23 protein-coding genes are annotated in these 20,872 nt (G+C 71.9%); 12 read left to right on the top strand and 11 right to left on the bottom strand.

Translation table 11 applies throughout. The annotated features are described in order from the left end of the window. Positions 1–19: 19 nt before the first annotated feature. Positions 20–913, bottom strand: a complete 894-nt coding sequence (locus tag AB0M18_RS00570; protein WP_365755004.1) for an EamA family transporter — start codon at positions 911–913, stop codon at positions 20–22. Positions 914–1,123: 210 nt separating this feature from the next. Between AB0M18_RS00570 and AB0M18_RS00565 the strand changes: the two genes are divergently transcribed. Then, entirely contained in the window at positions 1,124–2,023 is a 900-nt protein-coding gene (locus tag AB0M18_RS00565; protein ID WP_365754304.1) for a LysR family transcriptional regulator, read from the top strand. 98 nt (positions 2,024–2,121) lie between these two features. Here the strand turns inward: AB0M18_RS00565 and AB0M18_RS00560 are convergent, their stop codons facing one another. Then, entirely contained in the window at positions 2,122–2,865 is a 744-nt protein-coding gene (locus AB0M18_RS00560) for a helix-turn-helix domain-containing protein (RefSeq protein ID WP_365754302.1), read from the bottom strand. Positions 2,866–3,151: 286 nt separating this feature from the next. Here AB0M18_RS00560 and AB0M18_RS00555 point away from each other — a divergent pair, with 286 nt between their 5' ends. Genes AB0M18_RS00555 through AB0M18_RS00545 form a run of 3 tightly spaced genes read left to right on the top strand, consistent with a single transcriptional unit; the run spans position 3,152 to position 5,652 of the window. After that, positions 3,152–3,823: a DUF4097 family beta strand repeat-containing protein gene (locus AB0M18_RS00555; RefSeq protein ID WP_365754301.1), complete on the top strand. Its 672-nt coding sequence runs from the start codon at positions 3,152–3,154 to the stop codon at positions 3,821–3,823. 30 nt (positions 3,824–3,853) lie between these two features. Next, entirely contained in the window at positions 3,854–4,858 is a 1,005-nt protein-coding gene (locus tag AB0M18_RS00550) for an ATP-binding cassette domain-containing protein (RefSeq protein ID WP_365754300.1), read from the top strand. Beyond that, positions 4,855–5,652 (top strand): ABC transporter permease, encoded by a 798-nt coding sequence (locus AB0M18_RS00545; protein ID WP_365754298.1) that lies wholly within the window; start codon positions 4,855–4,857, stop codon positions 5,650–5,652. Before AB0M18_RS00550 ends, AB0M18_RS00545 begins: the two co-directional genes overlap by 4 nt. A gap of 14 nt (positions 5,653–5,666) precedes the next feature. Here AB0M18_RS00545 and AB0M18_RS00540 read toward each other — a convergent pair whose 3' ends face one another. Further along, a complete protein-coding gene (locus tag AB0M18_RS00540; protein WP_365754296.1) occupies positions 5,667–8,504 on the bottom strand; it encodes an FAD-binding and (Fe-S)-binding domain-containing protein in 2,838 nt (945 codons plus the stop codon). A 51-nt stretch (positions 8,505–8,555) separates the two neighbouring features. On the opposite strand from AB0M18_RS00540, the gene serC reads away from it, so the two are divergent. Then, positions 8,556–9,674, top strand: a complete 1,119-nt coding sequence (gene serC, locus AB0M18_RS00535; protein ID WP_365754295.1) for a phosphoserine transaminase — start codon at positions 8,556–8,558, stop codon at positions 9,672–9,674. Between the two features lie 66 nt (positions 9,675–9,740). Here serC and AB0M18_RS00530 read toward each other — a convergent pair whose 3' ends face one another. Then, entirely contained in the window at positions 9,741–10,730 is a 990-nt protein-coding gene (locus AB0M18_RS00530; RefSeq protein WP_365754294.1) for a WD40 repeat domain-containing protein, read from the bottom strand. A 151-nt stretch (positions 10,731–10,881) separates the two neighbouring features. Here AB0M18_RS00530 and AB0M18_RS00525 point away from each other — a divergent pair, with 151 nt between their 5' ends. From AB0M18_RS00525 to AB0M18_RS00510, 4 genes are all read left to right on the top strand, one after another. Beyond that, positions 10,882–11,691: a helix-turn-helix transcriptional regulator gene (locus tag AB0M18_RS00525; RefSeq protein WP_365754292.1), complete on the top strand. Its 810-nt coding sequence runs from the start codon at positions 10,882–10,884 to the stop codon at positions 11,689–11,691. Beyond that, positions 11,688–11,873 carry a DUF397 domain-containing protein gene (locus AB0M18_RS00520; RefSeq protein WP_365754291.1) on the top strand — a complete coding sequence of 62 codons (186 nt, stop codon included), beginning with the start codon at positions 11,688–11,690 and terminating at the stop codon, positions 11,871–11,873. Before AB0M18_RS00525 ends, AB0M18_RS00520 begins: the two co-directional genes overlap by 4 nt. Positions 11,874–11,895: 22 nt before the next feature. Beyond that, positions 11,896–12,342, top strand: a complete 447-nt coding sequence (locus AB0M18_RS00515) for an ankyrin repeat domain-containing protein (RefSeq protein ID WP_365754289.1) — start codon at positions 11,896–11,898, stop codon at positions 12,340–12,342. Positions 12,343–12,416: 74 nt separating this feature from the next. Then, the gene (locus AB0M18_RS00510) at positions 12,417–13,109 is read left to right on the top strand and encodes a GDSL-type esterase/lipase family protein (protein WP_365754287.1); all 693 of its coding nucleotides are present in this window, start codon (positions 12,417–12,419) and stop codon (positions 13,107–13,109) included. A gap of 7 nt (positions 13,110–13,116) precedes the next feature. On the opposite strand, the gene AB0M18_RS00505 is transcribed toward AB0M18_RS00510, so the two are convergent. Then, complete coding sequence (locus tag AB0M18_RS00505) at positions 13,117–13,542, bottom strand: carboxymuconolactone decarboxylase family protein (protein ID WP_365754286.1); 426 nt, start codon at positions 13,540–13,542, stop codon at positions 13,117–13,119. Between the two features lie 30 nt (positions 13,543–13,572). On the opposite strand from AB0M18_RS00505, the gene AB0M18_RS00500 reads away from it, so the two are divergent. Next, positions 13,573–14,118: a MarR family winged helix-turn-helix transcriptional regulator gene (locus AB0M18_RS00500; protein ID WP_365754284.1), complete on the top strand. Its 546-nt coding sequence runs from the start codon at positions 13,573–13,575 to the stop codon at positions 14,116–14,118. A 31-nt stretch (positions 14,119–14,149) separates the two neighbouring features. Here the strand turns inward: AB0M18_RS00500 and AB0M18_RS00495 are convergent, their stop codons facing one another. Beyond that, the gene (locus AB0M18_RS00495) at positions 14,150–15,142 is read right to left on the bottom strand and encodes an aldo/keto reductase (RefSeq protein WP_365754283.1); all 993 of its coding nucleotides are present in this window, start codon (positions 15,140–15,142) and stop codon (positions 14,150–14,152) included. Positions 15,143–15,309: 167 nt separating this feature from the next. Continuing rightward, positions 15,310–15,894, bottom strand: a complete 585-nt coding sequence (thpR, locus tag AB0M18_RS00490) for an RNA 2',3'-cyclic phosphodiesterase (RefSeq protein ID WP_365754281.1) — start codon at positions 15,892–15,894, stop codon at positions 15,310–15,312. Positions 15,895–15,927: 33 nt separating this feature from the next. Here thpR and AB0M18_RS00485 point away from each other — a divergent pair, with 33 nt between their 5' ends. Further along, the gene (locus AB0M18_RS00485; RefSeq protein ID WP_365754280.1) at positions 15,928–16,440 is read left to right on the top strand and encodes a GNAT family N-acetyltransferase; all 513 of its coding nucleotides are present in this window, start codon (positions 15,928–15,930) and stop codon (positions 16,438–16,440) included. Between the two features lie 27 nt (positions 16,441–16,467). Here the strand turns inward: AB0M18_RS00485 and AB0M18_RS00480 are convergent, their stop codons facing one another. The 3 genes from AB0M18_RS00480 to AB0M18_RS00470 all read right to left on the bottom strand — a co-directional run bounded on the left by AB0M18_RS00480 (position 16,468) and on the right by AB0M18_RS00470 (position 18,965). Next, positions 16,468–16,965 (bottom strand): lamin tail domain-containing protein, encoded by a 498-nt coding sequence (locus AB0M18_RS00480; protein ID WP_365754278.1) that lies wholly within the window; start codon positions 16,963–16,965, stop codon positions 16,468–16,470. Positions 16,966–17,133: 168 nt separating this feature from the next. Then, on the bottom strand, positions 17,134–18,489 hold the full coding sequence (locus tag AB0M18_RS00475) for an MFS transporter (RefSeq protein ID WP_365754276.1): 1,356 nt from the start codon (positions 18,487–18,489) through the stop codon (positions 17,134–17,136). 32 nt (positions 18,490–18,521) lie between these two features. Continuing rightward, on the bottom strand, positions 18,522–18,965 hold the full coding sequence (locus AB0M18_RS00470) for a MarR family transcriptional regulator (protein WP_365754274.1): 444 nt from the start codon (positions 18,963–18,965) through the stop codon (positions 18,522–18,524). A 131-nt stretch (positions 18,966–19,096) separates the two neighbouring features. On the opposite strand from AB0M18_RS00470, the gene AB0M18_RS00465 reads away from it, so the two are divergent. Then, the gene (locus AB0M18_RS00465) at positions 19,097–19,321 is read left to right on the top strand and encodes a ribbon-helix-helix protein, CopG family (RefSeq protein ID WP_362523300.1); all 225 of its coding nucleotides are present in this window, start codon (positions 19,097–19,099) and stop codon (positions 19,319–19,321) included. On the opposite strand, the gene AB0M18_RS00460 is transcribed toward AB0M18_RS00465, so the two are convergent. After that, a complete protein-coding gene (locus tag AB0M18_RS00460) occupies positions 19,291–20,748 on the bottom strand; it encodes an NCS2 family permease (RefSeq protein WP_365754272.1) in 1,458 nt (485 codons plus the stop codon). The genes AB0M18_RS00465 and AB0M18_RS00460 overlap by 31 nt on opposite strands. Positions 20,749–20,872: the final 124 nt, after the last annotated feature.

Below are 20,872 nucleotides of genomic sequence, written 5' to 3'. Positions count from 1 at the left end.
GCGTGCGGTCGGGCGGGGTTCAGGGCTTGGCGCGGCCGCCCACCTGGGTGCGGACGGCGCCCATGCTCGCGGCGATGACGAGCGAGATGGCGAGCGCGTCGGTCAGGCCGAGGGACTGGTGGAGGACGAGGAAGCCGGCGGTGGCGGCGATGGCCGGTTCCAGGCTCATGAGGATGGCGAAGGTGGGCGCGGGCAGACGGCGCAGGGCGAGGAGTTCGAGGGTGTAGGGCAGCACGGAGGACATCAGGGCGACCGCGAGTCCCAGCCCGACGGTCGACGGCACGAGCAGCCTGTCGCCCGCCGAGACGATGCCGAACGGCAGGCTGATGACCGCGCCGACGGCCATCGCGAGCGCCAGCCCGTCGGCCTGCGGGAAGCGGCGGCCGGTGCGGGCGCTGAAGACGATGTACGCGGCCCACATGGCGCCGGCGGCGAGCGCGAACCCGGCACCGACCGGGTCGAGCCGGCCGAGGCCGCCGTCGCCGAGTCCGCTGAGGAGGGCGACGCCGCCGAGGGCGAGAGCGGCCCAGAGCAGGTTCATCAGGCGGCGGGAGGCGAGGACGGAGAGCGCGAGCGGGCCGAGCACCTCGAGGGTGACGGCGGCGCCGAGCGGGATCCGGTCGACGGAGAGGTAGAAGAGGATGTTCATGCCGGACATCGCGGCGCCGAAGGCGAGGACCGTGCCCCAGTCGGCGCGGCTGTAGCCGCGCACCTTGGGCCGGCAGGCGATCAGCAGCACGGCGGCGGCGAGGATGAGCCGCAGGGTGACGACGCCGAGGGCGCCGGCCCGGGGCATGAGCAGGACGGCGACGGCGGACCCGAACTGTACGGAGAGGCCGCCGGCGACGACGAGCGCGACGGGGCCGAGGCGGGTGGCTCGGGAGGGGGCGGCGGCGACGCCGGGGGCGGCCACCGGGGTGGGGGGCGCGGCTATGTCCTTGACCGGGCTGTCCACCGGCGTACTCCTTGCTGCGGTGCGGTGCTGCGGGACTGCGGCGCCACGCGAGTCCACAGTAGTGAACTCCGAAGTCCAGAGTAGTGGACTCCGCGGCCGAATCCGGAGCCCACCCTCTCGGTTCGGCCTCCTCCGCTTCACGCTACGAGCCTCCGCGCGGCACCGGAAATGCCGATTGCACTGCGGTTATGCTCCGCACGCATGAGCCGCACGAACATCGAGCTCCGCCATCTGCGCTGCTTCCTCGCCATCGCCGAGGAGGGCAATCTGACCCGGGCCGCCGCCCGGCTCCACCTCACCCAGCCCGCGGTCTCCCGCACCCTGGCCGCCCTGGAGAAACACCTCGGCGTCCGGCTCGTGGACCGCTCCACGCACCATCTGGCGCTCACGGCGGAGGGGCGGGCGTTCCGGGAGCGGGCGACGGCGGCGGTCGCCGCGTTCGACGCGGCCGTGGCGCCGGGCCGCCCGCACCACCGCCCGCTGCGGCTCGGCCACGCCTGGTCGGCCTTCGGCCCGTACACCACGCCCCTGCTGCGCCGCTGGCAGCGTGAACATCCCGAGACCCCGCTCGAACTCCTCCGCATCGACGACCGCACCGCCGGTCTGCTGCGCGGCGAGGTCGACGCGGCGCTGCTGCGCGGGCCGGTGGACGTCCCGGGCCTGGCGACCGAGGAGCTGCTGCGGGAGGCGCGGGTGGCGGCGCTGCCGGCGGACAGCGAGCTGGCCGCGCGCCCGGAGCTGACGCTCGCGGACCTGGCGGACGAGACCGCCGTCCTCAACACGGTCTCCGGCACCACCACGCTCGACCTCTGGCCCCCGGACCACCGCCCCCGCGCGACCCTGACCGTCGCCAACACCGACGACTGGCTCGCCGCCATCGCGGCGGGCCGCGGCATCGGCGTCTCCTCCGCCTCGACGGCCTCCCTCCACCCCCACCCGGGCGTCACCTATCGCCCCCTCCGCGACGCCCCACCCCTCCCCGTCCTCCTCACCTGGCGCCCGGCGGCCCCCCACCCGGCGACACCGGCACTCCTGGCCCTCGCGCGCGAGATCGCCCGCCCGCGGTGAGGCCCGCCGTACGCTGCGGGACGCCGCGGGACGCCGCGCGCGGTCCCGCCACCAGGAGGCCGGGGCCGAGGCCGCGGCCTCCGCCTGAGCCGGTCCCCTCACTCGCCGCCCGGTGAGCGCTCCGGCGGCTGCACATGCAGGATGTCCCGCGCCTGCTCCGCCGCACGGGTGATGCTCTCCGAGATGAAGTCGAGGAACCGCGCGACGTTCTCCAGGCGCGCGGCCGCCGGAGTGCCCGCCCGGAGGACGCCGACGCCCTGCCGCGCGGTCTCGGCGAGCCGGGTGTTGGCGCGGGCGCTGGCCATCGTCGACTCGTACCAGACGTCGGCGTCCACGAAGTAGCGGTCGCGGCGCCGTTCGTCGCGCTCCCGCCGCACCAGGCCCTGCTCCTCCAGGAAGGCGACGGCCTTGGAGACGGAGGCCGGGCTGACCCTGAGGCGCTGGACGAGTTCCGCCGCGGTGACGCCCTCCGCGTCGCTGAGCAGCAGACAGCCAAGCACCTGGGCCGACATGCGGTTCATGCCCGAGGCCATGAGGACGCCGGTGAAGGTCTCCTCGTACGCGCGCACCTCCGCCGCGTCGCGGCCGTACGGCTGCTCGGGCGCGGCCTGCGGGTCGCGCGGCGCGGCGGCCGGCTGGTGGCGGCGCTGGGCGCGGTGGCCGGTGGCGCGCTGGGCGGCGTCGGCGCGGTAGCCGGTGGGGCCGCCGTTGCGCATGACCTCGCGGGTGACGGTCGAGGTGGGGCGGTCGAGGCGCCGGGCGATCTCCGCGTAGGCGAGGCCGTCGGCGAGCCCCAGCGCGATCTGCTGCCGTTCCTGCTGGGTGAGCCTGCCGCCGGGCATCGCGCCCTCCTTCTTCCGTCTTCCGGTGCGTCCGCGTCCGCGTTCACGTCCGCTTCGTCCGCGTAACGCCCCCACCTTAGCGTTCGCACTCAACTCATTGCAACGAGCTCACGCCCTGACGTTGCATTAGACGTCAGCATCGTTGCAATGATTTCCCCCATCTGGCCTGCGATTACTGGGATCCACGGCATCATCCTTGTTGCCACAACCATGAACGCAACGTAGCGTTCTCGATGTCGGAAACAGCAACCGACACCCGAAGAAGCAACGAATCCAGGAGCTCACCATGCAGAAGTTCGCCACCACCACCGCCGTCTCCGTCGTCCTCACCGTCCCCGCCGGCCACGTCCGCCTCATCGCCGCCGACCGCGCCGACGCCACCGTCGAGGTCCGGCCCGAGAACGCCGGGAAGAGCCGCGACGTGAAGGCCGCCGAGCAGACCGAGGTCGCCTTCGCCGACGGCGTCCTGCGGATCACCGCCCCCGAGGGCAGGAACCAGGCCTTCGGCCCGTCCGGTTCGATCGAGGTCACCGTCCAGGTGCCGGCCGGCTCCCGCGTCGCCGCCAAGGGCGCCGCCCTCGACCTGCGCGGTGTCGGCCGCCTCGGCGACGTCGCGTGCGAGGCCGCGCAGGGCCCGGTCAAGCTCGACGAGGCCGCGAGCGCGCGGATCACCCTCCAGGCCGGCGACATCACCGTCGGACGCCTCGGCGGTGACGCCGAGATCAGCACCCAGATGGGCGCCCTCCACATCGCCGAGGCCGTCCAGGGCGCCGTCTCCCTGCGCACCAGCAAGGGCGACATCACCGTCGGCGCCGCCCGCGGCGTCTCCGCCTCGCTGGACGCCGGCACCTCGTACGGCCGGATCCACAACTCCCTGAAGAACAGCGACGGCGCCGACTCCGCGCTGACCGTCCGCGCCACCACCTCCTACGGCGACATCACCGCCCGCAGCCTCTGAGACCGGACCGACCCCGAAGGAGTACGCACCATGACCGACCTGGCCATCGCGGCGAACGGGCTGCGCAAGTCCTACGGCGACAAGACCGTCCTCGACGGGGTCGACCTCGCCGTCCCGGAAGGCACGATCTTCTCCCTGCTCGGCCCCAACGGCGCCGGCAAGACCACCGCGGTCAAGATCCTCTCCACCCTCGCGTCCCCCGACCCCGCCAGCGGCTCCATCCGCGTCGGGGGGCACGACCTCGCCACCGCCCCGCAGTCCGTACGGGCCGCGATCGGGGTCACCGGACAGTTCTCGGCCGTGGACGGGCTGATCACCGGCGAGGAGAACATGCTCCTCATGGCGGACCTGCACCACCTCTCCAGGCGCGAGGGACGGCAGGTCGTCGCCGACCTGCTGGCCCGCTTCGACCTCACGGAGGCCGCGAAGAAGCCGGCCTCCACCTACTCCGGCGGCATGAAGCGCCGCCTCGACATCGCCATGACCCTGGTCGGCAGCCCGCGGATCATCTTCCTCGACGAGCCGACCACCGGACTCGACCCCCGCTCCCGGCACGACATGTGGCAGATCATCAGGGAGCTGGTCTCCGGCGGCGTCACGGTCTTCCTCACCACCCAGTACCTGGAGGAGGCCGACGAACTCGCCGACCGGATCGCCGTGCTCCACGGCGGGCGGATCGTCGCCGAGGGGACGGCCGAGGAGCTCAAGCGGATCGTCCCCGGCGGGCATGTACGGCTCCGCTTCACCGACCCGGAGGCGTACGGGGCCGCCGCCGGCGCCCTGCCCCGGGCCGCGCGCGACGACCAGTCCCTCACCCTGCAGATCGCCAGCGACGGCACCCAGCGCGAACTCCACGCCCTGCTCGGCGAGTTGAACGCCTCCGGCATCGAGGCCGACGAACTCACCGTGCACACCCCGGATCTCGACGACGTGTTCTTCGCCCTCACCGGCGGCGGCAGCGCCGACATCCCCGCCCAGAACGCCCAGCACGCCCAGCCCGCCCAGCCCGCTCCGAACAAGGAGAACGCCCGATGAGCACGAGCACCCTTTCCCTCGCCGCGCGCGACTGCTCCACCATGCTGCGGCGCAACCTCCTGCACGCCCGGCGCTCCCCGTCCCTCACGCTGAACCTGCTGCTCACGCCGATCATGCTGCTCCTGCTGTTCGTCTACATCTTCGGCGACACCATGAGCGCCGGCATCGGCGGCGGAGGCGCCGACCGCGCCCGCTACATCGCCTACCTCGTGCCCGGTCTGCTCCTGATGACCATCGGCAGCACGACGATCGGCACCGCGGTCTCCGTCGCCAACGACATGAGCGAGGGCATCATCGCCCGCTTCCGCACCATGGCGATCCACCGCGGCTCCGTGCTCGTCGGGCACGTGGTCGGCAGCGTGCTCCAGTCGGTGGCCGGCGTGGTCCTGGTCGGCGCCGTCGGCGTGGCCATCGGCTTCCGCTCCCACGACGCGAGCCCGGTCGAATGGCTCGCCGCGTTCGGTCTGCTCGTCCTCTTCGCCACGGCGCTCACCTGGATCGCCGTCGGCATGGGGCTGATCAGCCCCAACGCGGAGGCCGCCAGCAACAACGCGATGCCGCTGATCTTCCTGCCGCTGATCTCCAGCACCTTCGTCCCGGTCGACGCGATGCCGGGCTGGTTCCAGCCGATCGCCGAGTACCAGCCCTTCACCCCCGCCATCGAGACCCTGCGCGGGCTGCTCCTCGGCACCGAGATCGGGCACAACGGCTGGCTCGCCGTCGGCTGGTGCGTCGGCCTCGCGGTCCTCGGCTACGTCTGGTCGACGGCCAGGTTCGACGGAGACGCACGGTAGGCCCTCCGTGACCTTCACCGGTCCAGCTCCTCCGCAAGAACCTCCGCCAGATGGCGCACGTGGTACTCCGGTGCCAGGTGCGCCATCTGCGTTCGGCAGGAGAAGCCGTCGGCCAGGACGACCGCGTCCGCGGGCGCGGACCGCAGGGCGGGCAGCAGCCGGTCCTCGGCGCAGGCCGTCGACACCTCGTAGTGCCCCGGCTCGAATCCGAAGTTGCCGGCCAGCCCGCAACAGCCTCCCGCCAACTCCCCCTCCAGACCGGCCCGTTCGCGCAGCCTCCGGTCAGCCGCATCACCCAGGACCGCATGCTGGTGGCAGTGGGTCTGACCGGTGACCGGGCGGTCCGCGCGGGGCGGGTCCCAGTCGGGCGCCAGCTCCTCCAGGGCCTCCGCGAACGTCCGTACGGAGGAGGCGAGTCGGGCGGCCCGCGGGTCGTCCGGCAGCAGCTCGGGCAGATCGGTGCGCAGGGCAGCCGCGCAGGAGGGTTCGAGGACGACCACAGGCCGGGCCCCCTCCCCCGTCACCGCCTCCCCCATCACGTCCAGCGTCCGCCGCATCACCCGCCGCGCCGCGCCCAGCCGGCCCGTCGACACATACGTGAGCCCGCAGCACACCCGGCCCGGCGGCAGCGCCACCCCCAGACCGGCCGCCTCCAGGACCCGTACCGCCGCGACGCCCACCTGCGGGGCGAGGTGGTCGGTGAAGGTGTCCGGCCACAGGGTGAGCGCGGGCGGGCGGTCCGAGGCCCGCTCCCCGAACCACGACACGAACGAGCGCTCCGCGACCCACGGCAGCTCCCGCTCCGGCGTCACCCCCGCGAGCCGGGCCGCGAACGGCAGCCGACGCGCCGTGTTGAGCCCCGCCCCGAACCGGTCGAGCAGGCGCGGAAGCCCGCCCATCGTCCAGTGCGAACGCGGCCGCCGCCACGACCGGCCCGCGTAATACCCCTCCAGGAAACGGGACTTGTACGCGGCCATGTCGACGCCCACCGGACAGTCGCTGCGGCAGCCCTTGCACGACAGGCACAGGTCGAGCGCGTCGCGCACCTCCTCCGAGCGCATCCCGTCCGTGATCACCTCGCCGAGCGCCATCTCGTGGAGCAGGCGCGCCCGGCCGCGCGTGGAGTGCCGCTCCTCCCCCGTCGCCCGGTACGAGGGGCACATCACGCCCGGCCCCGAACCCGGGCCCGCCACCCGGCACTTGGCGACCCCGACACACCGCGCAGCCTCCCGCCCGAGCCCCGCGGCCGGGCCCACCAGCGGCAGCCCCTCGAACCTCAGCCCGGTGTCCAGCGGCTCGGGCCGCACGAGCATCCCCGGGTTCAGGCCGCCGTCCGGGTCCCACAGGTCCTTGACCTCACCGAACAGGCCCACCAGCGCGTCCCCGTACATCTTCGGCAGCAGCTCGGCCCGCGCCTTGCCGTCCCCGTGCTCGCCGGAGAGCGAGCCGCCGTGGGCGACCACGAGGTCGGCCACCGCCTCCGAGAAGCGCCGGAAGACCCGTACACCGTCGCCCTTCCCCTCCCACAGGTCGAAGTCGATCCGTACGTGCACACAGCCGTCGCCGAAGTGCCCGTACGGGATCCCCCGGAGGCCGAATTCGGCCAGCAGGCCCCGGAACTCCCGCAGATACGCCCCGAGCCGGGCCGGCGGCACCGCGCAGTCCTCCCACCCGGGCCAGGCCTCACCCCCGTCCCTCATCCGGGTCGCCGTGCCCGCCGCGTCCTCGCGGATCCGCCACAGCGCCCGCTGCCCGGCCGGGTCCGTCACCACGACCGCGTCCAGGGCGTCCGCCGCGCGCGCCAGCTCCCGGGCCGCGCCGGTCCCGTCCACCTCGCAGAACAGCCAGGCCGCGCCCCTCGGGAGCCCGGCAGCCCCCCGTACGAGATCGGCGGCCATGCCCTCCACGGTCAGCGGGCGGTACGGCAGCAGGCCCGCCGCCGCGTCGGCCGCGGCGCTCTCGTCCGCGTACCCGAGGACGACGAGCACCGGCTCGGCGGGCAGCGGCACGAGCCGCACCTCCGCCTCCGTCACCACCCCCAGCGTCCCCTCGCTGCCGCAGAAGGAGCGGGCCACGTCCGCGCCGCGCTCGGGCAGCAGCGCGTCGAGCGCGTAACCGGAGATGCGGCGCGGCAGGCCTGCCGGATAGCCGGTGCGCAGCGCCGCGAGGTTCCGCGCGACCAGTTCCGTGAGGCCGGCGGGCGCGCCCTGCCCGTCCTGTCCGAGGCGCAGCCGCCGCCCGTCGTAGGTGAGGACGTCGAGGGCGCGGACGTTGTCGGCCGTCGTGCCCCAGGCGACGGAGTGCGCGCCGCACGCGTTGTTGCCGATCATGCCGCCGAGGGTGCAGCGGGAGTGCGTGGACGGGTCGGGGCCGAAGGTCAGCCCGTACGGGCGGGCCGCGGCCCGCAGCCGGTCGAGGACGAGCCCGGGGCGGACGACGGCGGTCCGGGCCTCCGGGTCGAGGGACACGACGTCGTCCAGGTGGCGGGTGAAATCGAACACGACACCCGTTCCGGTGGCCTGTCCGCCGATCGAGGTGCCGCCGCCGCGGGCGACCACCGGCACCCCGTGCTCGCGGCAGACGGCGAGCGCGGCGGCCACGTCGGCGGCGTCGCGCGGGGCGACGACGCCGAGCGGGACGCGCCGGTAGTTGGAGGCGTCCATGGTGGTCAGGGCGCGGGCGGTGACGGAGAAGTCCACGTCGCCGGCGACGGCGGAGCGCAGCGCCGCCGCGAGGTCCCCGGCCGCGCCGGGCCCCGCCCCCCTGTCTGCTTCGCGCGCCTCGTGTACCGCGCGTGCCTCGCGTGCCTCGTGTGATCCCACGACTACCCAGTGTCTCAGTCTTCGTCTCATCCGGCGGACAGGCGTCTTCCCCGGCCGCCCCGACCCGATACGCTCCGCCTCGTGGCCGATATCCAGATTCCCGCTGACATGAAGCCCGCCGATGGCCGTTTCGGCGCGGGCCCCTCCAAGGTGCGTACGGAGGCGCTGGACGCCCTGGCCGCCACCGGCACCTCTCTCCTCGGTACCTCCCACCGCCAGGCTCCGGTCAAGAACCTGGTCGGCGAGGTGCGTGCCGGGATCCGTGACCTCTTCTCGCTGCCCGAGGGCTACGAGGTGATCCTGGGCAACGGCGGCTCCACCGCCTTCTGGGACATCGCGACGCACGGTCTCATCGAGAACAAGTCGCAGCACCTCACCTTCGGCGAGTTCTCGTCCAAGTTCGCGAAGGCCGCGAAGCTGGCCCCGTGGCTGGCCGAGCCGACCGTGATCTCCGCCGACCCGGGCACCCACCCGGAGGCGGTGGCCGAGGCCGGCGTCGACGTCTACGCCTTCACCCACAACGAGACCTCCACCGGTGTCGCCACCCCGCTGAAGCGGGTCGCGGGCGCCGACGAGGGCGCGCTCGTCCTCGTGGACGCGACCTCGGGCGCGGGCGGTCTGCCGGTCGACATCACCGAGACCGACGTCTACTACTTCGCCCCGCAGAAGTCCTTCGCCGCCGACGGCGGCCTGTGGCTCGCGGCCTTCTCGCCGGCCGCCCTGGAGCGCGCCCAGAAGATCCACGCGTCCGGCCGCCACATCCCGGAGTTCTTCTCGCTCCCGACGGCGATCGACAACTCGCTGAAGAACCAGACGTACAACACCCCGGCGCTCGCGACCCTCTTCCTGCTCAACGAGCAGCTGAAGTGGATCAACGGCCAGGGCGGTCTGGACTGGGCCGTGTCCCGTACGAAGGAGTCCTCGGACGCGCTGTACGGCTGGGCCGAGGAGTCCAAGTACGCGACCCCGTTCGTGACGGACCCGGCGAAGCGCTCGCAGGTCATCGGCACGATCGACTTCGCGGACGAGATCGACGCGGCCGCGATCGCCAAGGCGCTGCGCGCCAACGGCATCGTGGACACCGAGCCGTACCGCAAGCTGGGCCGCAACCAGCTGCGCATCGCGATGTTCCCGGCGATCGACCCGGCGGACGTGCGGGCGCTGACGGCGTGCATCGACCACGTGATCGGTCAGCTGTAACCGCGGCGGTTCTCACGTGTACGAGGGCCCCGCACCGGTCGTGTCCGGTGCGGGGCCCTCGTGCGTTCAGCTCTTGCGGAACACGCGCTTCAGGCCGACGACGACGAGGGTCGCCAGGCCGAGCACGATCACGCCGACCGTGAAGTTCCCCTTCCCGGCCTCGGTGGCGGGGGCCGCCGGGGACTCGGGCGTGCCGCCCGGCGCCGCCCCGGTCGGCTTCGCCGACGGATGCCCGGGCCCGGACGCCCGCTCCACCCGCACCACCCGGCTGCCCTTCCCCTCCGCGCCGAACATCAGCGCCGAGCCGTCCGTCGTGTACGTGACCGACTCCGCCTGGCCCTGGAAGGGCGCGCCGACGGGCGTGCCGGCGTCGCCGAGGCGCCCGTCCTTCCACGCGTACTCCTTGGCGAGCAGGTAGCCGCGCAGAACCAGCCGCCCGCCGTCCGGCGAGAAGGCGCCGTCCGTCACCCAGGGGACCTCCCCGATGCGACGGAAGACGTTGGTGCGGGAGGCGTCGAGCCGCTCGGGGCCGGCGTAGAGTCCGCCGCCGTCCTCGTTCTTGCTGGCGATGTAGACCCGGCCGGTCTTCGGATGGACCATCAGCGCCTCGGCGTTGCGCGCGCCGTCGGCGTACTTCACGTCGTACTGGGTGGCGTTGACCGTCTGGTCCCTGAGCTCCTTCGGCTCGGGGAAGCGGTAGATCCAGACGTGGTTCCACGAGCCGTCGAGGTTGTCGCCGATGTCGCCGACGTAGACGGCCCCGTCCGGGCCGACAGAGATCGCCTCCATGTCCCGGGGCGTGCCGACGCCCTTCATCGTCAGGGTCGCGACGGTCTTCCCCGTACGGGAGTCGATGCCGTAGATCAGGGGCGCGTCCTGGTCGTTGTGCGTCCAGTAGATCCCGGGGTGGGCGCGGCTCGCGGCGAGCCCGCTGGACTCGGTGACCCGGGGGTCCTCGATGACGAAGTCCCGGTCGGCCGGCCCGTCGGCGGCGGCGACGGGCCCCGAGAGGAGGACGAGAGCGGCGGCCCCGGAGACGGCGAGCAGTGATCGCATTCCACCAGCCTGCCACGGGCCGCCGGGACGGGCTCGCGCACTCGATCGACGCTTCTTTCCCGTTTTCCGGTTCGGGCGATTCCACGCCAGGGTTCAATGTGACCGGCACCGCGGGCGATTCGTGTGGGTCTGTACACCAGGGGAGGTCGACGTGCAGGTCGGGGAGCGGGGCTCCAAGGGCTTCGGGGCGCTGTTGCGGTTCTTCCGTCAGAGAGCGGAGATGACGCAGGAGGCGTTGGGGGCGCGTCTCGGGTTCTCCAAGTCACAGGTGGCAATGGTGGAACGGGGAGACCGCCGCCCGAGGGGAAAGTTCGTACCGCTCTCGGACGACGTCCTGCGCGCACAGGGCGCGCTCATCGCCCTGGCCAAGCAGGAGTTCCCGGAGAACGGACTCCGCCAGTGGACCGAGAACTACCTGGAGGAGGAGGCGAAGGCGGTCGCCCTGCACGCGTACCAGAACCATGTGGTTCCGGGGGCACTACAGACCAAGGCGTACGCACAGGCGGTGTACACGAGCAACAGGTACCCGACGTATGACGACGAGGAGGTGGAGAAGCAGTCGGTGGCCCGGCTGAAGCGACAGCAACTCTTCCACCGCAAACCGGCGCCGAACGTCAGCTTCGTCGTGGAGTACAGCGCCCTGACGCGCCCCATCGGCGGTGCGGCGGTTCTCAAACAGCAGCTGCACCACATCCTGGGCATCCAGCAACTTCGCCACGTCGAGATCCAGGTCATGCCCCATGACCGCGAAACCCACGCCGGGTTGAACGGACCGCTGATCATCCTGGAGACAGCCAAGCGGCAGCAGCTCGCGTACGTCGAAGGCCACCGCGGCGGCTACTTCGTCAGTGAGCAGCCTGACCTGGCGGATCTCATCGGCAAATATGGCATCCTGCGGGCGCAGGCGCTTACCCCGGAAGAGTCCGCGAGGCTGATCGAACAGGTGGCAGAGGCACTATGAGCAGCGAACTCACATGGTTCAAGAGCAGCTACAGCGGCAGCGAGGGCGAATGCGTCGAGGTCGCCCTCACCACCGCCACCATCCATGTCCGCGACTCCAAGAACCCCACCTTCCGCTCCCTCACCCTGTCCCCCGCCTCTTGGGTGCGGTTCGCCCGGTCCCTGGAAGATCTGCACGCGTGACTCCGTACTCGGGGCGGGGCGCATGACGGATCGGGATCGGTTGGGGCGGACCGCGGCGCACTACGCGGCTGCCGACGGCGACGCGCAAGGCCTGAAGGCGCTGTTGGCCGGGGGCGCCGACGCCGAGGCAGTCGACGCCGCGGGCTGGACGGCGATGCATTTTGCCGCCCAGGCCCTGGCACCGCAGGCCATCGAGGTCCTCCTGGCCGCGGGCGCGTCGGTTGATGCCGTGGATGGTCACGGCAATACGCCGTTGTGGAGGGCGGTGTTCTGTTCGCAGGGCGAAGGGACGGCGATCCGGCGGCTGCTGGAAGCCGGCGCCGACCCCGACCGAGTCAACGCTCATGGTGTGAGCCCGCGGTCCCTGGCCGGACGGATCACCAACCACGACGTGGCTGCCCGCCTCCTGGGCGAGGACGCGACTTCCTCCTGGGCTCCGCCGACTAGTGTGACCGGCCCGGGCTCGTAGCCGGACTCCCCCGGTGTCCGGGATCACGTCGCCGACCTCTACCGACGTCACCGGGCTCGGCGAGAATGAGCGCCATGCGTTTTCTGTTCGTCGGCGACAGCATGACCATCGGACGCGCCGGCGACTTCACCTGGCGGTACCGGATGTGGCAGCACCTCGAATCCGTGCTGCCCGGGCCCGGCGCGTACGAGATCACCGGCCCGCGCACCGCGCTGTACGAGCCGGCCGAGGACGCGGCGACCTCCGACGCCTACGCCGACCCGGCCTTCCCGGCCGCCGCCCGCCGTCATCTGGCCGGCTGGGGCGAGGGCTGGCTGCACATGGCGCCGCTGATCGGGGAGGCGGTGGCGGCGAGCCGCGTCGACGTGCTGCTGGTCTCACTCGGCCTGATCGATCTGGGCTTCTACACCAACAGCGACCAGACGGCGGACAACGTCCGCGCCTTCCTGGCCGCCGCGCGGGCCGCGAACCCGCACGTCCGGGCGGTCATGCTGCCGGTCATCCCGAACGTGCGGGCCGAGTACGACGCGCCGTTCGCCGCCGAGTGCACCCGCTTCAACGAGCTGCTCGCGAAGACGGTCGCGGACCTGGACTCGGCGGCCTCGCCGCTGCTGCTCGGCACGATCCCGGAGTCGTACGACATCCACGCGGACACCTACGACGGCACCCACCCGGGCCCGACGGGCGAGCACAAACTCGCCGCGGCCTTCGCGGACGCGCTGCACCAGGCGTGGGGCGTGGGCGGCCCGTACGCACCCCGGGCCTGAACGTCCCTCAGGCGACGCGGACGAGTCGGTTGGCGAGGGTCGAGACCGTGTAGGTGCCGATGCCGAGGACGACTTCGAGCGCGTTCTGGCGGGTGTAGCCGTGGGCGAGGAAGGCGTCGAGCTCGGCGTCGCTCACCGCGCCCGAGGAGGCGAGCACCTGGAGGGTGAACCGGCGTACGGCGTCGAGTCGTTCGGGCGCGGGCGCCGGGCCGAGGGCGGCCAGCTCGGCCTCGTGCATGTCGAGGCAGAGGTGGCACTGGTTGCGGGCGGCGACGGTGAGGATGACGGTCTCGCGGGCGTGCGGGTCGAGGGTGGTCGAATCGAAGATCTCCTTGAGCTTGAGGAAGCCTTCGAGGGTGTGCGGGGAGGTCTCCTTGAGGGTTGCGGCGGCGCGCTGGATACGGGTGGGAAGGTCGAGAGCGTCGAGCGTCATGGCGGTCCCCCTGGCGATAGAGTAGACAACATGGTTGACCATGCCGACGAGGAAAACGTAAACCAGGTTGTCGATAGCCGCAAGGGGATTCCGGACAGGCGCGCCGACACCCCCGGCTTCGAGCTGCCCCTGCTCCTCTTCGCCGGCTTCCGGACCCTCATCGACCGGCTGCACGCCGAGCTGGCCCGGCAGGGGCACCCCGAGATGCGCCCGGCGCACGGCTTCGCCCTCCAGGCCATCGCCGCCGGCCCCTACGGGGCGACCGCCAGCGACATCGGGCGGCGGCTCGGGGTCTCCAAGCAGGCCGCGGGCAAGACCGTCGACCGGCTGCTCACCCTCGGCTACGCCGAGCGCGCCGACGACCCGGGCGACGCCCGGCGCAAACTCGTCCGCCTCACCCCGTACGGGATCGACGCGCTCGCCCGCTCGGCCGCCGTCTTCGACGAGCTGCGCGCCGACTGGGCGGCCCGCCTCGGCGCGGACCGGCTCCGCGACCTGGAGGACGCACTGCGGGCGGTCGTCCCCGCCGAGACCGCGTTCCGCCTGGACGCGACCAGCTGGCTCGGCGGGGTCTGACCCGGCTACGGGGCGGGGTCGGTCAGGTCGGTCACCAGGCGAAGGCCTCCGGCGCCGGGCCCGGGCCGGGGAAGATCTCGTCGAGGCCGGTGAGGACCTCCTCGCCCAGCTTCAGCTCGAGGGCGCGCAGCGCGCCGGCCAGCTGCTCGGGCGTGCGCGGGCCGACGATCGGGCCCGTCACGCCCGGACGGGTGAGCAGCCAGGCGAGCGCCGTCTCGGCCGGGTCCAGACCGTGCTTGTCGAGCAGGTCCTCGTACGCCTGGATCCGGGCCCGCTCCACCGGGTCGGCCAGGCGCTCGGCGGTCCGCCCGCCGGCCCGGCGCCCCCCCTGGACCTCCTTGCGGAGCACGCCGCCGAGCAGCCCGCCGGCCAGCGGCGACCACGGGATGACGCCGAGCCCGTACTCCCGGGCCGCCGGGATCACCTCCATCTCGGCGCGCCGCTCGTAGAGGTTGTAGTGGCACTGCTCGCTGACCAGGCCGACCATCCCGCGCCGGGCCGCGGCCTCGTTCGCCTGGGCGATCTTGTAGCCGGGGAAGTTGGAGGAGCCGGCGTAGAGGATCTTGCCCTGCCCGATCAGGGTGTCGACGGCCTGCCAGATCTCGTCGAAAGGGGTCAGGCGGTCGATGTGGTGGAACTGGTAGACGTCGATGTAGTCGGTGCCGAGCCGCTTGAGGCTGGCCTCGACGGCCCGCCGGATGTTCACCGCCGACAGCTTGTCGTGGTTGGGCCAGACCGGGCCGGTGCCGTCGGCCATGTTCCCGTAGACCTTGGTGGCGAGCACCACCTTGTCGCGGTGCGCCGGATCCTTCGCGAACCAGGATCCGATGATCTCCTCGGTGCGGCCCTTGCCGGCGGTCTGGCCGTAGACGTTCGCCGTGTCGAAGAGGTTGAGGCCCGCGTCGAGCGCGGCGTCCATGATCGCGTGGCTGGTGGACTCGTCGGTCTGCGGGCCGAAGTTCATCGTCCCGAGGACGAGCCGGCCGACCTTGAGTCCCGTGCGTCCGAGCTGCGTGTACTCCATGGCTTCAAGCCAACTGCCTGGAGTCCACTCGAGGCAAGGGCCGCGGCGAGCGGCGACGGAACGGGCTACCGGCCGCCCACCAACGACGTCACCGCGATGATCGCGAACATCAGGACGAGCACACCGGCCATGATCCGGTTACGGGTTTTCGGGTCCACCATTCGAGGTTAACGCCCCTGTTCGGCCGCTCCGCCCAGGGGCCACGTGGCGATCGTCTCGTAGCGAGGCTGCTTCCCCGGCGGGCCGCCGCCGGGGAGGTGGCTGCGGACCAGGGCGAGCTCGGTGACCTGCCAGCGGGTGCCCTCGAAGTCGGTGAGCTCGGTGACGAAGGGGCGCAGGTCGGTGTCGGCGGCGCGGGAGCGGGCGACGGTGAGGTGCGGGTGGTACGCGCGGTGCTCGTCCATCGGGACGCCGGCGCGGCGCGCGGCGGCGTCGGCCCGCTCGGCGAGCAGCCGCAGCTCGTCCAGGCCGCCCGCCGCGCCGGTCCACAGCACCGCCCGCCCGAATCGGCCGCCGCCGTGCAGCCGCAGCGGGAAGGGCGCGGTGCGGTGGGCGGCCCGGCCGAGGCGGGCGCGCAGGTCCGGGAGCAGCTCCTCACCGACCTCGCCCATGAACGCGAGCGTGAAGTGCCAGCCGGGCCGCGCGGTCCAGCGCAGCCGGTCGGCGCCGGGCAGCCGGCCGAGCCGGTCGACCTCGCGGGCGAGCTCGGCGAGCTGCGCGGGCGGGGGGATGACGGCAGCGAAAAGCCTCATGAGGCGAGTCTGACAGGGACTAACCTCGGCCGGATGGATACCGGGATCAAGATCAGGCAGGGCGGGCCGGCGGACGTGCCCGCGATGCTGGCGATATTCGACAGCGCGGTGGCCTGGCTCAACGCCCAGGGGATCACCGCCCAGTGGGGCACCGAGCCGTTCAGCGCCCGGCCGAAGACCGTGGAGGCCGTCGAGCGGGTGGTGGCCGAGGGCACCCCGTGGATCGCCGAGATCGACGGAGCCCCGGTCGGGACGCTCACCCTCACGCCGCACCCGGGCTCGTACGTGGCCCGCGCGGACGAGCCGGAGCGGTACGTGCGCTACCTGGCGACCGACGGCCTCCGCCACGGCCACGGCGTCGGCGCCGCCCTCCTCGCCCACGCGGCCGAGGAGACCCGCCGGGCGGGTGTCTCCCTCCTCCGCGTCGACTGCTTCGCGGGCACCGAGGGCCGCCTGATCCGCTACTACGAACGCCAGGGCTTCACCCGCACGGAGGCCTTCACGGTCGGCACCTGGCCGGGCCAGGTGCTTGAGCGGCGGGTCTGACCCGCCGCTCGTACCCACCTGGCCGGATCAGCCGTGGAAGGTGATGTAGCCGTTGCCGTCGCGGTCGTTGCCGCTCTTGGTGTACGAGTGCGTGTCGGCGTAGGCGCCGCCCGGCTTGATCAGCTTGATGGTGTCGCGGTCGTTGTTCCAGATGAAGTTGCAGTTGTTGCGGTAGGCGACGTTCTTGGCGTCGGACTCGGTGCCGTAGTTGCCGCGCAGGTGCACGTAGTCGCCCGGCTGGAGGTAGTGGTTGATCCGGAAGACGTACGTGTTCCCCACGGCGTCCTTCACCACGTAGCCCTTGAGATTCACCGTGGCGGTCCGGGAGTAGTTCTTGATGGTGACGTACTCGGCGGCGGTGTTGCCGCCGGAGCACCGGTTGTCGTCCCGCCCCGGGGCGTCGTACTGGACGCCCTTGATCTTCAGGGCCGAGGAGTACTCGGTGGCCTGGGCGGGTGCGGTGGTGAGGGCGGCCAGGGTGCCGGCGGCGAGGGCGACGGCTATGGCGGCGGAGCGCTTGCGCAAGGGAGATCTCCTGTGACGCTTGATGCCTGATGCTTGAGCGGCGCTCAATGTACACAGGATCTTCACGTTTCATCCGGCGAATGCACAGATCGATACGACCGCGGACGCGGGATACGCAGAAGCGCGGACCGGCCGTCGAGGCCGGTCCGCCCGTTCGCACAGAAACGGCTACGCCGCCGTCGCCAGGCTCTCCCGGCGCTCCTGCGGGACGAAGTGGACGCTCGGGTGGCCGTGGTGCCAGCGCATCGAGAGGCGGAGGCCGCCGACGCGGGCCAGGATCAGGCCGATGGCGGCCGCCGCGGCGAGGGAGACGAGGCCGCCGGTGGCGAAGCCGGTCCGGGGGCCGAAGGTGTCGGTGACCCAGCCGAGCAGTGGGGCGCCGATCGGGGTGCCGCCGGCGAAGACCATCATGTAGAGGCTCATCACCCGGCCCCGCATGGCCGGGTCCGTCGCCATCTGGACGGCCGAGTTGGCGCTGATGTTGACCGTCAGGCCGATCATGCCGATCGGCACGAGCAGCAGCGCGAACAGCCAGAAGGACGGCGAGAGCGCCGCCGCGATCTCCAGGACGCCGAACACGCCCGCCGCGATCACCAGCATCCGCAGCCGGGTCGAGCCGCGCCGGGCCGCGAGCAGCGCGCCCACCAGGGAGCCGGCCGCCATGAGCGTGTTGAGGAAGCCGTACGTACCGGCGCCGACGTGGAAGATCTCCTCCGAGAAGGCGGTCAGCCAGATCGGGAAGTTGAAGCCGAAGGTGCCGATGAAGCCGACCAGGACGATCGGCCAGATCAGGTCCGGCCGCCCGGCGACATAGCGCAGACCCTCACGCAGCTGGCCCTTGCCGCGCGGGACGCGCTCCACCTTGTGCAGCTCGCTCGTGCGCATCAGCAGCAGGGCGCCGATCGGCGCGAGGAAGGAGAGGCCGTTGATCAGGAAGGCCCAGCCGCTGCCGATCGAGGCGATCATGAGACCCGCGACGGCGGGGCCGACGAGCCGGGCGGACTGGAAGTTCGCCGAGTTCAGCGAGACCGCGTTGCGCAGCTGCGCCGGGCCGACCAGCTCGGAGACGAACGACTGCCGGGTCGGGTTGTCGACGACGGTGACCATGCCGAGCAGGAAGGCGATCAGATAGACGTGCCAGACCTGGACGTGTCCGGTCAGGGTCAGTACGGCGAGGGTCAGTCCGCACAGGCCGAGCGCGGCCTGGCTGACCAGGAGCAGGCGCCGCTTCGGGAGGCGGTCGGCGATGACGCCGCCGTACAGGCCGAACAGCAGCATCGGCAGGAACTGGAGGGCCGTCGTGATGCCGACGGCGGCGGCGGAGCCGGTGAGGCTCAGGACCAGCCAGTCCTGGGTGATCCGGGCCATCCACGTACCGGTGTTGGAGACGATCGCTCCGGTGAAGAACAGCCGGTAGTTCCGGATCCCGAGCGAGGAGAAGGTCCCCTTGCTCCGGTCGCCCCGACGGGGGTCGGTGGTGGGTTTGTGGACGGGTGCGGAGTCTGCTCCGGGTCCCGTACTCAAAGTGCGTCGCCTCCTTGGCGCCTCGGGTTGGTCTACAGGTGGGCGAGCTTCTCCAGGACCGGAGCGGCGGCGCGCAGCTTCGCCCACTCGTCCTCGTCCAGACCCTCGGCGAGGGAGGCCAGCCAGGCGTTCCGCTTGCGGCGGGACTCCTCGAGCATGGCCTCGGCCTGCTCGGTCTGGCTGACCACCTTCTGCCGGCGGTCGTCGGGGTGCGGCTCCAGCTTGACCAGGCCCTTGGCCTCGAGCAGCGCGACGATGCGCGTCATCGACGGCGGCTGGACGTGCTCCTTGCGGGCCAGCTCACCGGGGGTGGCCGAGCCGCAGAGCGACAGGGTGCCGAGCACCGACATCTCGGTGGGGCTCAGCGATTCGTCGACGCGCTGGTGCTTGAGGCGTCGGCCAAGGCGCATGACAGCGCTGCGGAGCGCGTTCACGGCCGCGGCATCCTCGGCGGTGCCAGGGGACAGGTCAGGCATGTCCTTAGCGTAACTCATTACTCTCTCTAAAGACCAATCGAAAACCTTCCGTCGCAATCTGTCACCCAAATGAGTGAGAGCGATCCGGAAAGTGACGCGCGAAGGCCTTCCGTGGCGCGAACCTGACGGGCATGGATTCGACCGTGCTCAGCCTGCGCATCGACGGAGAGCTGCTCGAACGGCTCCGCGCCCACGCCGCCAAACGCGGAATGAGCGTCCAGGACTATGTCGTCCGGACGCTCATTCGCGAAGACTTCGACGAACGGTTCAAGACCGCCGTCGACGAGACGGAGAAGTTCTACGGGGCCTCCGACGCGCCCCGCGATCAGGTCAGGCCCAGCGCCGGCATCGCGTAGTAGAAGACGAAGACCGCCGACACGACGTACATCGCCACCGGGACCTCGCGGCCCCGGCCCGCGGCGAGCCGCAGCACGCTGAAGGCGATGAAGCCGATGCCGATGCCGTTGGTGATCGAGTACGTGAACGGCATCATCACCATCGCCAGGAAGGCCGGCATCGCGATGGTGTAGTCGCTCCAGTCGATCTCCTTGACCGAACCGGCCAGGATCAGGAAGCCCACCGCCAGCAGGGCGGGGGTCGCCGCCTGCGAGGGCACCATCGTGGCGAGCGGCGTGAGGAACAGCGCGACCGAGAACAGCGCGCCGGTCACCACCGAGGCCAGACCCGTGCGGGCGCCCTCGCCGACACCGGCCGTGGACTCCACGAAGCAGGTGGTGGCCGAGGACGAGGTGGCACCGCCGGAGGCGACCGCGAGGCCGTCGACCAGCAGGACCTTGTTGATGCCCGGGAAGTTGCCGTCCTCGTCCATCAGCTCGGCCTCGTCGCCGACGCCGAGGATCGTGCCCATGGCGTCGAAGAAGCAGGACAGCAGCACGGTGAAGACGAAGAGGACGCCGGTCAGCACGCCGACCTTGTGGAAGCCGCCGAACAGGCTGAACTGCCCGAAGAGGCCGAAGTCGGGGCTGGCGACCGGGTTGCCGGGCCACTCCGGGGTGGTCAGACCCCAGGAGGGGATGTCGGCGACGGCGTTGACGACCACCGCGACCACGGTCATCACGACGATCGAGATGAGGATGGCGCCCGGCACCTTGCGGACGATCAGCGCGAGGGTGAGCAGGGTGCCCAGGATGAAGACGAGCACCGGCCAGCCCATGAGGTGCCCGTCGCCGCCGAGCTGCAGCGGGACGGTGGTGTGGGCGGCGTCCGGGATCCGGGAGACGAAGCCCGAGTCGACCAGTCCGATCAGCATGATGAAGAGGCCGATGCCGATCGCGATGGCCTTGCGCAGACCGACCGGGACCGCGTTCATCACGCGCTCGCGCAGACCGGTCGCGACCAGGAGCATCACCACGATGCCGGCCAGGACCACCATGCCCATGGCGTCCGGCCAGGACATCCTCGGCGCGAGCTGGAGCGCGACGACGGTGTTCACGCCGAGGCCGGCGGCGAGCGCGATCGGCACGTTGCCGATGACGCCCATGAGGAGGGTCGTGAAGGCGGCCGTCACGACGGTCGCGGTCACGAGCTGGCCGCTGTCGAGCTGGTGCCCGTACATGTCCTTGGCGCTGCCGAGGATGATCGGGTTCAGCACGATGATGTAGGCCATCGCGAAGAAGGTGGCGAAGCCGCCGCGAACCTCACGGGCGACGGTGGAGCCGCGCTCGGAGATCCTGAAGAAGCGGTCGAGACCGGAGACGGGCCGCTGGTCCTGCGGCGCGGACGGTTCCGGGGAAGTGGCCTTGGCGGGGGCCGTGGTGCTCATGGGTTGTCCTCGTATGGTCAAATTTGGCGGTTCATACGAAGGGAACCCGCCAGAGGCAAACCGTTTCAGTATGAACACATGAACGAGGGGGAGTCCATCTCCGCGCGTAGACCCCTGATTCCGG

Origin of the sequence: Streptomyces sp. NPDC051909 (assembly GCF_040681095.1) — a bacterium.
Taxonomy (GTDB): domain Bacteria; phylum Actinomycetota; class Actinomycetes; order Streptomycetales; family Streptomycetaceae; genus Streptomyces.
This window is presented reverse-complemented; position numbering and strand designations above follow the sequence as displayed.

Excerpts from the sequence above, each read along its gene's own strand:
- AB0M18_RS00565 (WP_365754304.1), top strand. The coding sequence starts at position 1,124 with ATGCCGATTGCACTGCGGTTATGCTCCGCACGCATGAGCCGCACGAAC.
- AB0M18_RS00560 (WP_365754302.1), bottom strand. The coding sequence starts at position 2,865 with ATGCCCGGCGGCAGGCTCACCCAGCAGGAACGGCAGCAGATCGCGCTG.
- AB0M18_RS00555 (WP_365754301.1), top strand. The coding sequence starts at position 3,152 with ATGCAGAAGTTCGCCACCACCACCGCCGTCTCCGTCGTCCTCACCGTC.
- AB0M18_RS00550 (WP_365754300.1), top strand. The coding sequence starts at position 3,854 with ATGACCGACCTGGCCATCGCGGCGAACGGGCTGCGCAAGTCCTACGGC.
- AB0M18_RS00545 (WP_365754298.1), top strand. The coding sequence starts at position 4,855 with ATGAGCACGAGCACCCTTTCCCTCGCCGCGCGCGACTGCTCCACCATG.
- AB0M18_RS00540 (WP_365754296.1), bottom strand. The coding sequence starts at position 8,504 with ATGAGACGAAGACTGAGACACTGGGTAGTCGTGGGATCACACGAGGCA.
- AB0M18_RS00530 (WP_365754294.1), bottom strand. The coding sequence starts at position 10,730 with ATGCGATCACTGCTCGCCGTCTCCGGGGCCGCCGCTCTCGTCCTCCTC.
- AB0M18_RS00520 (WP_365754291.1), top strand. The coding sequence starts at position 11,688 with ATGAGCAGCGAACTCACATGGTTCAAGAGCAGCTACAGCGGCAGCGAG.
- AB0M18_RS00515 (WP_365754289.1), top strand. The coding sequence starts at position 11,896 with ATGACGGATCGGGATCGGTTGGGGCGGACCGCGGCGCACTACGCGGCT.
- AB0M18_RS00510 (WP_365754287.1), top strand. The coding sequence starts at position 12,417 with ATGCGTTTTCTGTTCGTCGGCGACAGCATGACCATCGGACGCGCCGGC.
- AB0M18_RS00505 (WP_365754286.1), bottom strand. The coding sequence starts at position 13,542 with ATGACGCTCGACGCTCTCGACCTTCCCACCCGTATCCAGCGCGCCGCC.
- AB0M18_RS00500 (WP_365754284.1), top strand. The coding sequence starts at position 13,573 with ATGGTTGACCATGCCGACGAGGAAAACGTAAACCAGGTTGTCGATAGC.
- AB0M18_RS00495 (WP_365754283.1), bottom strand. The coding sequence starts at position 15,142 with ATGGAGTACACGCAGCTCGGACGCACGGGACTCAAGGTCGGCCGGCTC.
- thpR (WP_365754281.1), bottom strand. The coding sequence starts at position 15,894 with ATGAGGCTTTTCGCTGCCGTCATCCCCCCGCCCGCGCAGCTCGCCGAG.
- AB0M18_RS00485 (WP_365754280.1), top strand. The coding sequence starts at position 15,928 with ATGGATACCGGGATCAAGATCAGGCAGGGCGGGCCGGCGGACGTGCCC.
- AB0M18_RS00470 (WP_365754274.1), bottom strand. The coding sequence starts at position 18,965 with ATGCCTGACCTGTCCCCTGGCACCGCCGAGGATGCCGCGGCCGTGAAC.
- AB0M18_RS00465 (WP_362523300.1), top strand. The coding sequence starts at position 19,097 with ATGGATTCGACCGTGCTCAGCCTGCGCATCGACGGAGAGCTGCTCGAA.
- AB0M18_RS00460 (WP_365754272.1), bottom strand. The coding sequence starts at position 20,748 with ATGAGCACCACGGCCCCCGCCAAGGCCACTTCCCCGGAACCGTCCGCG.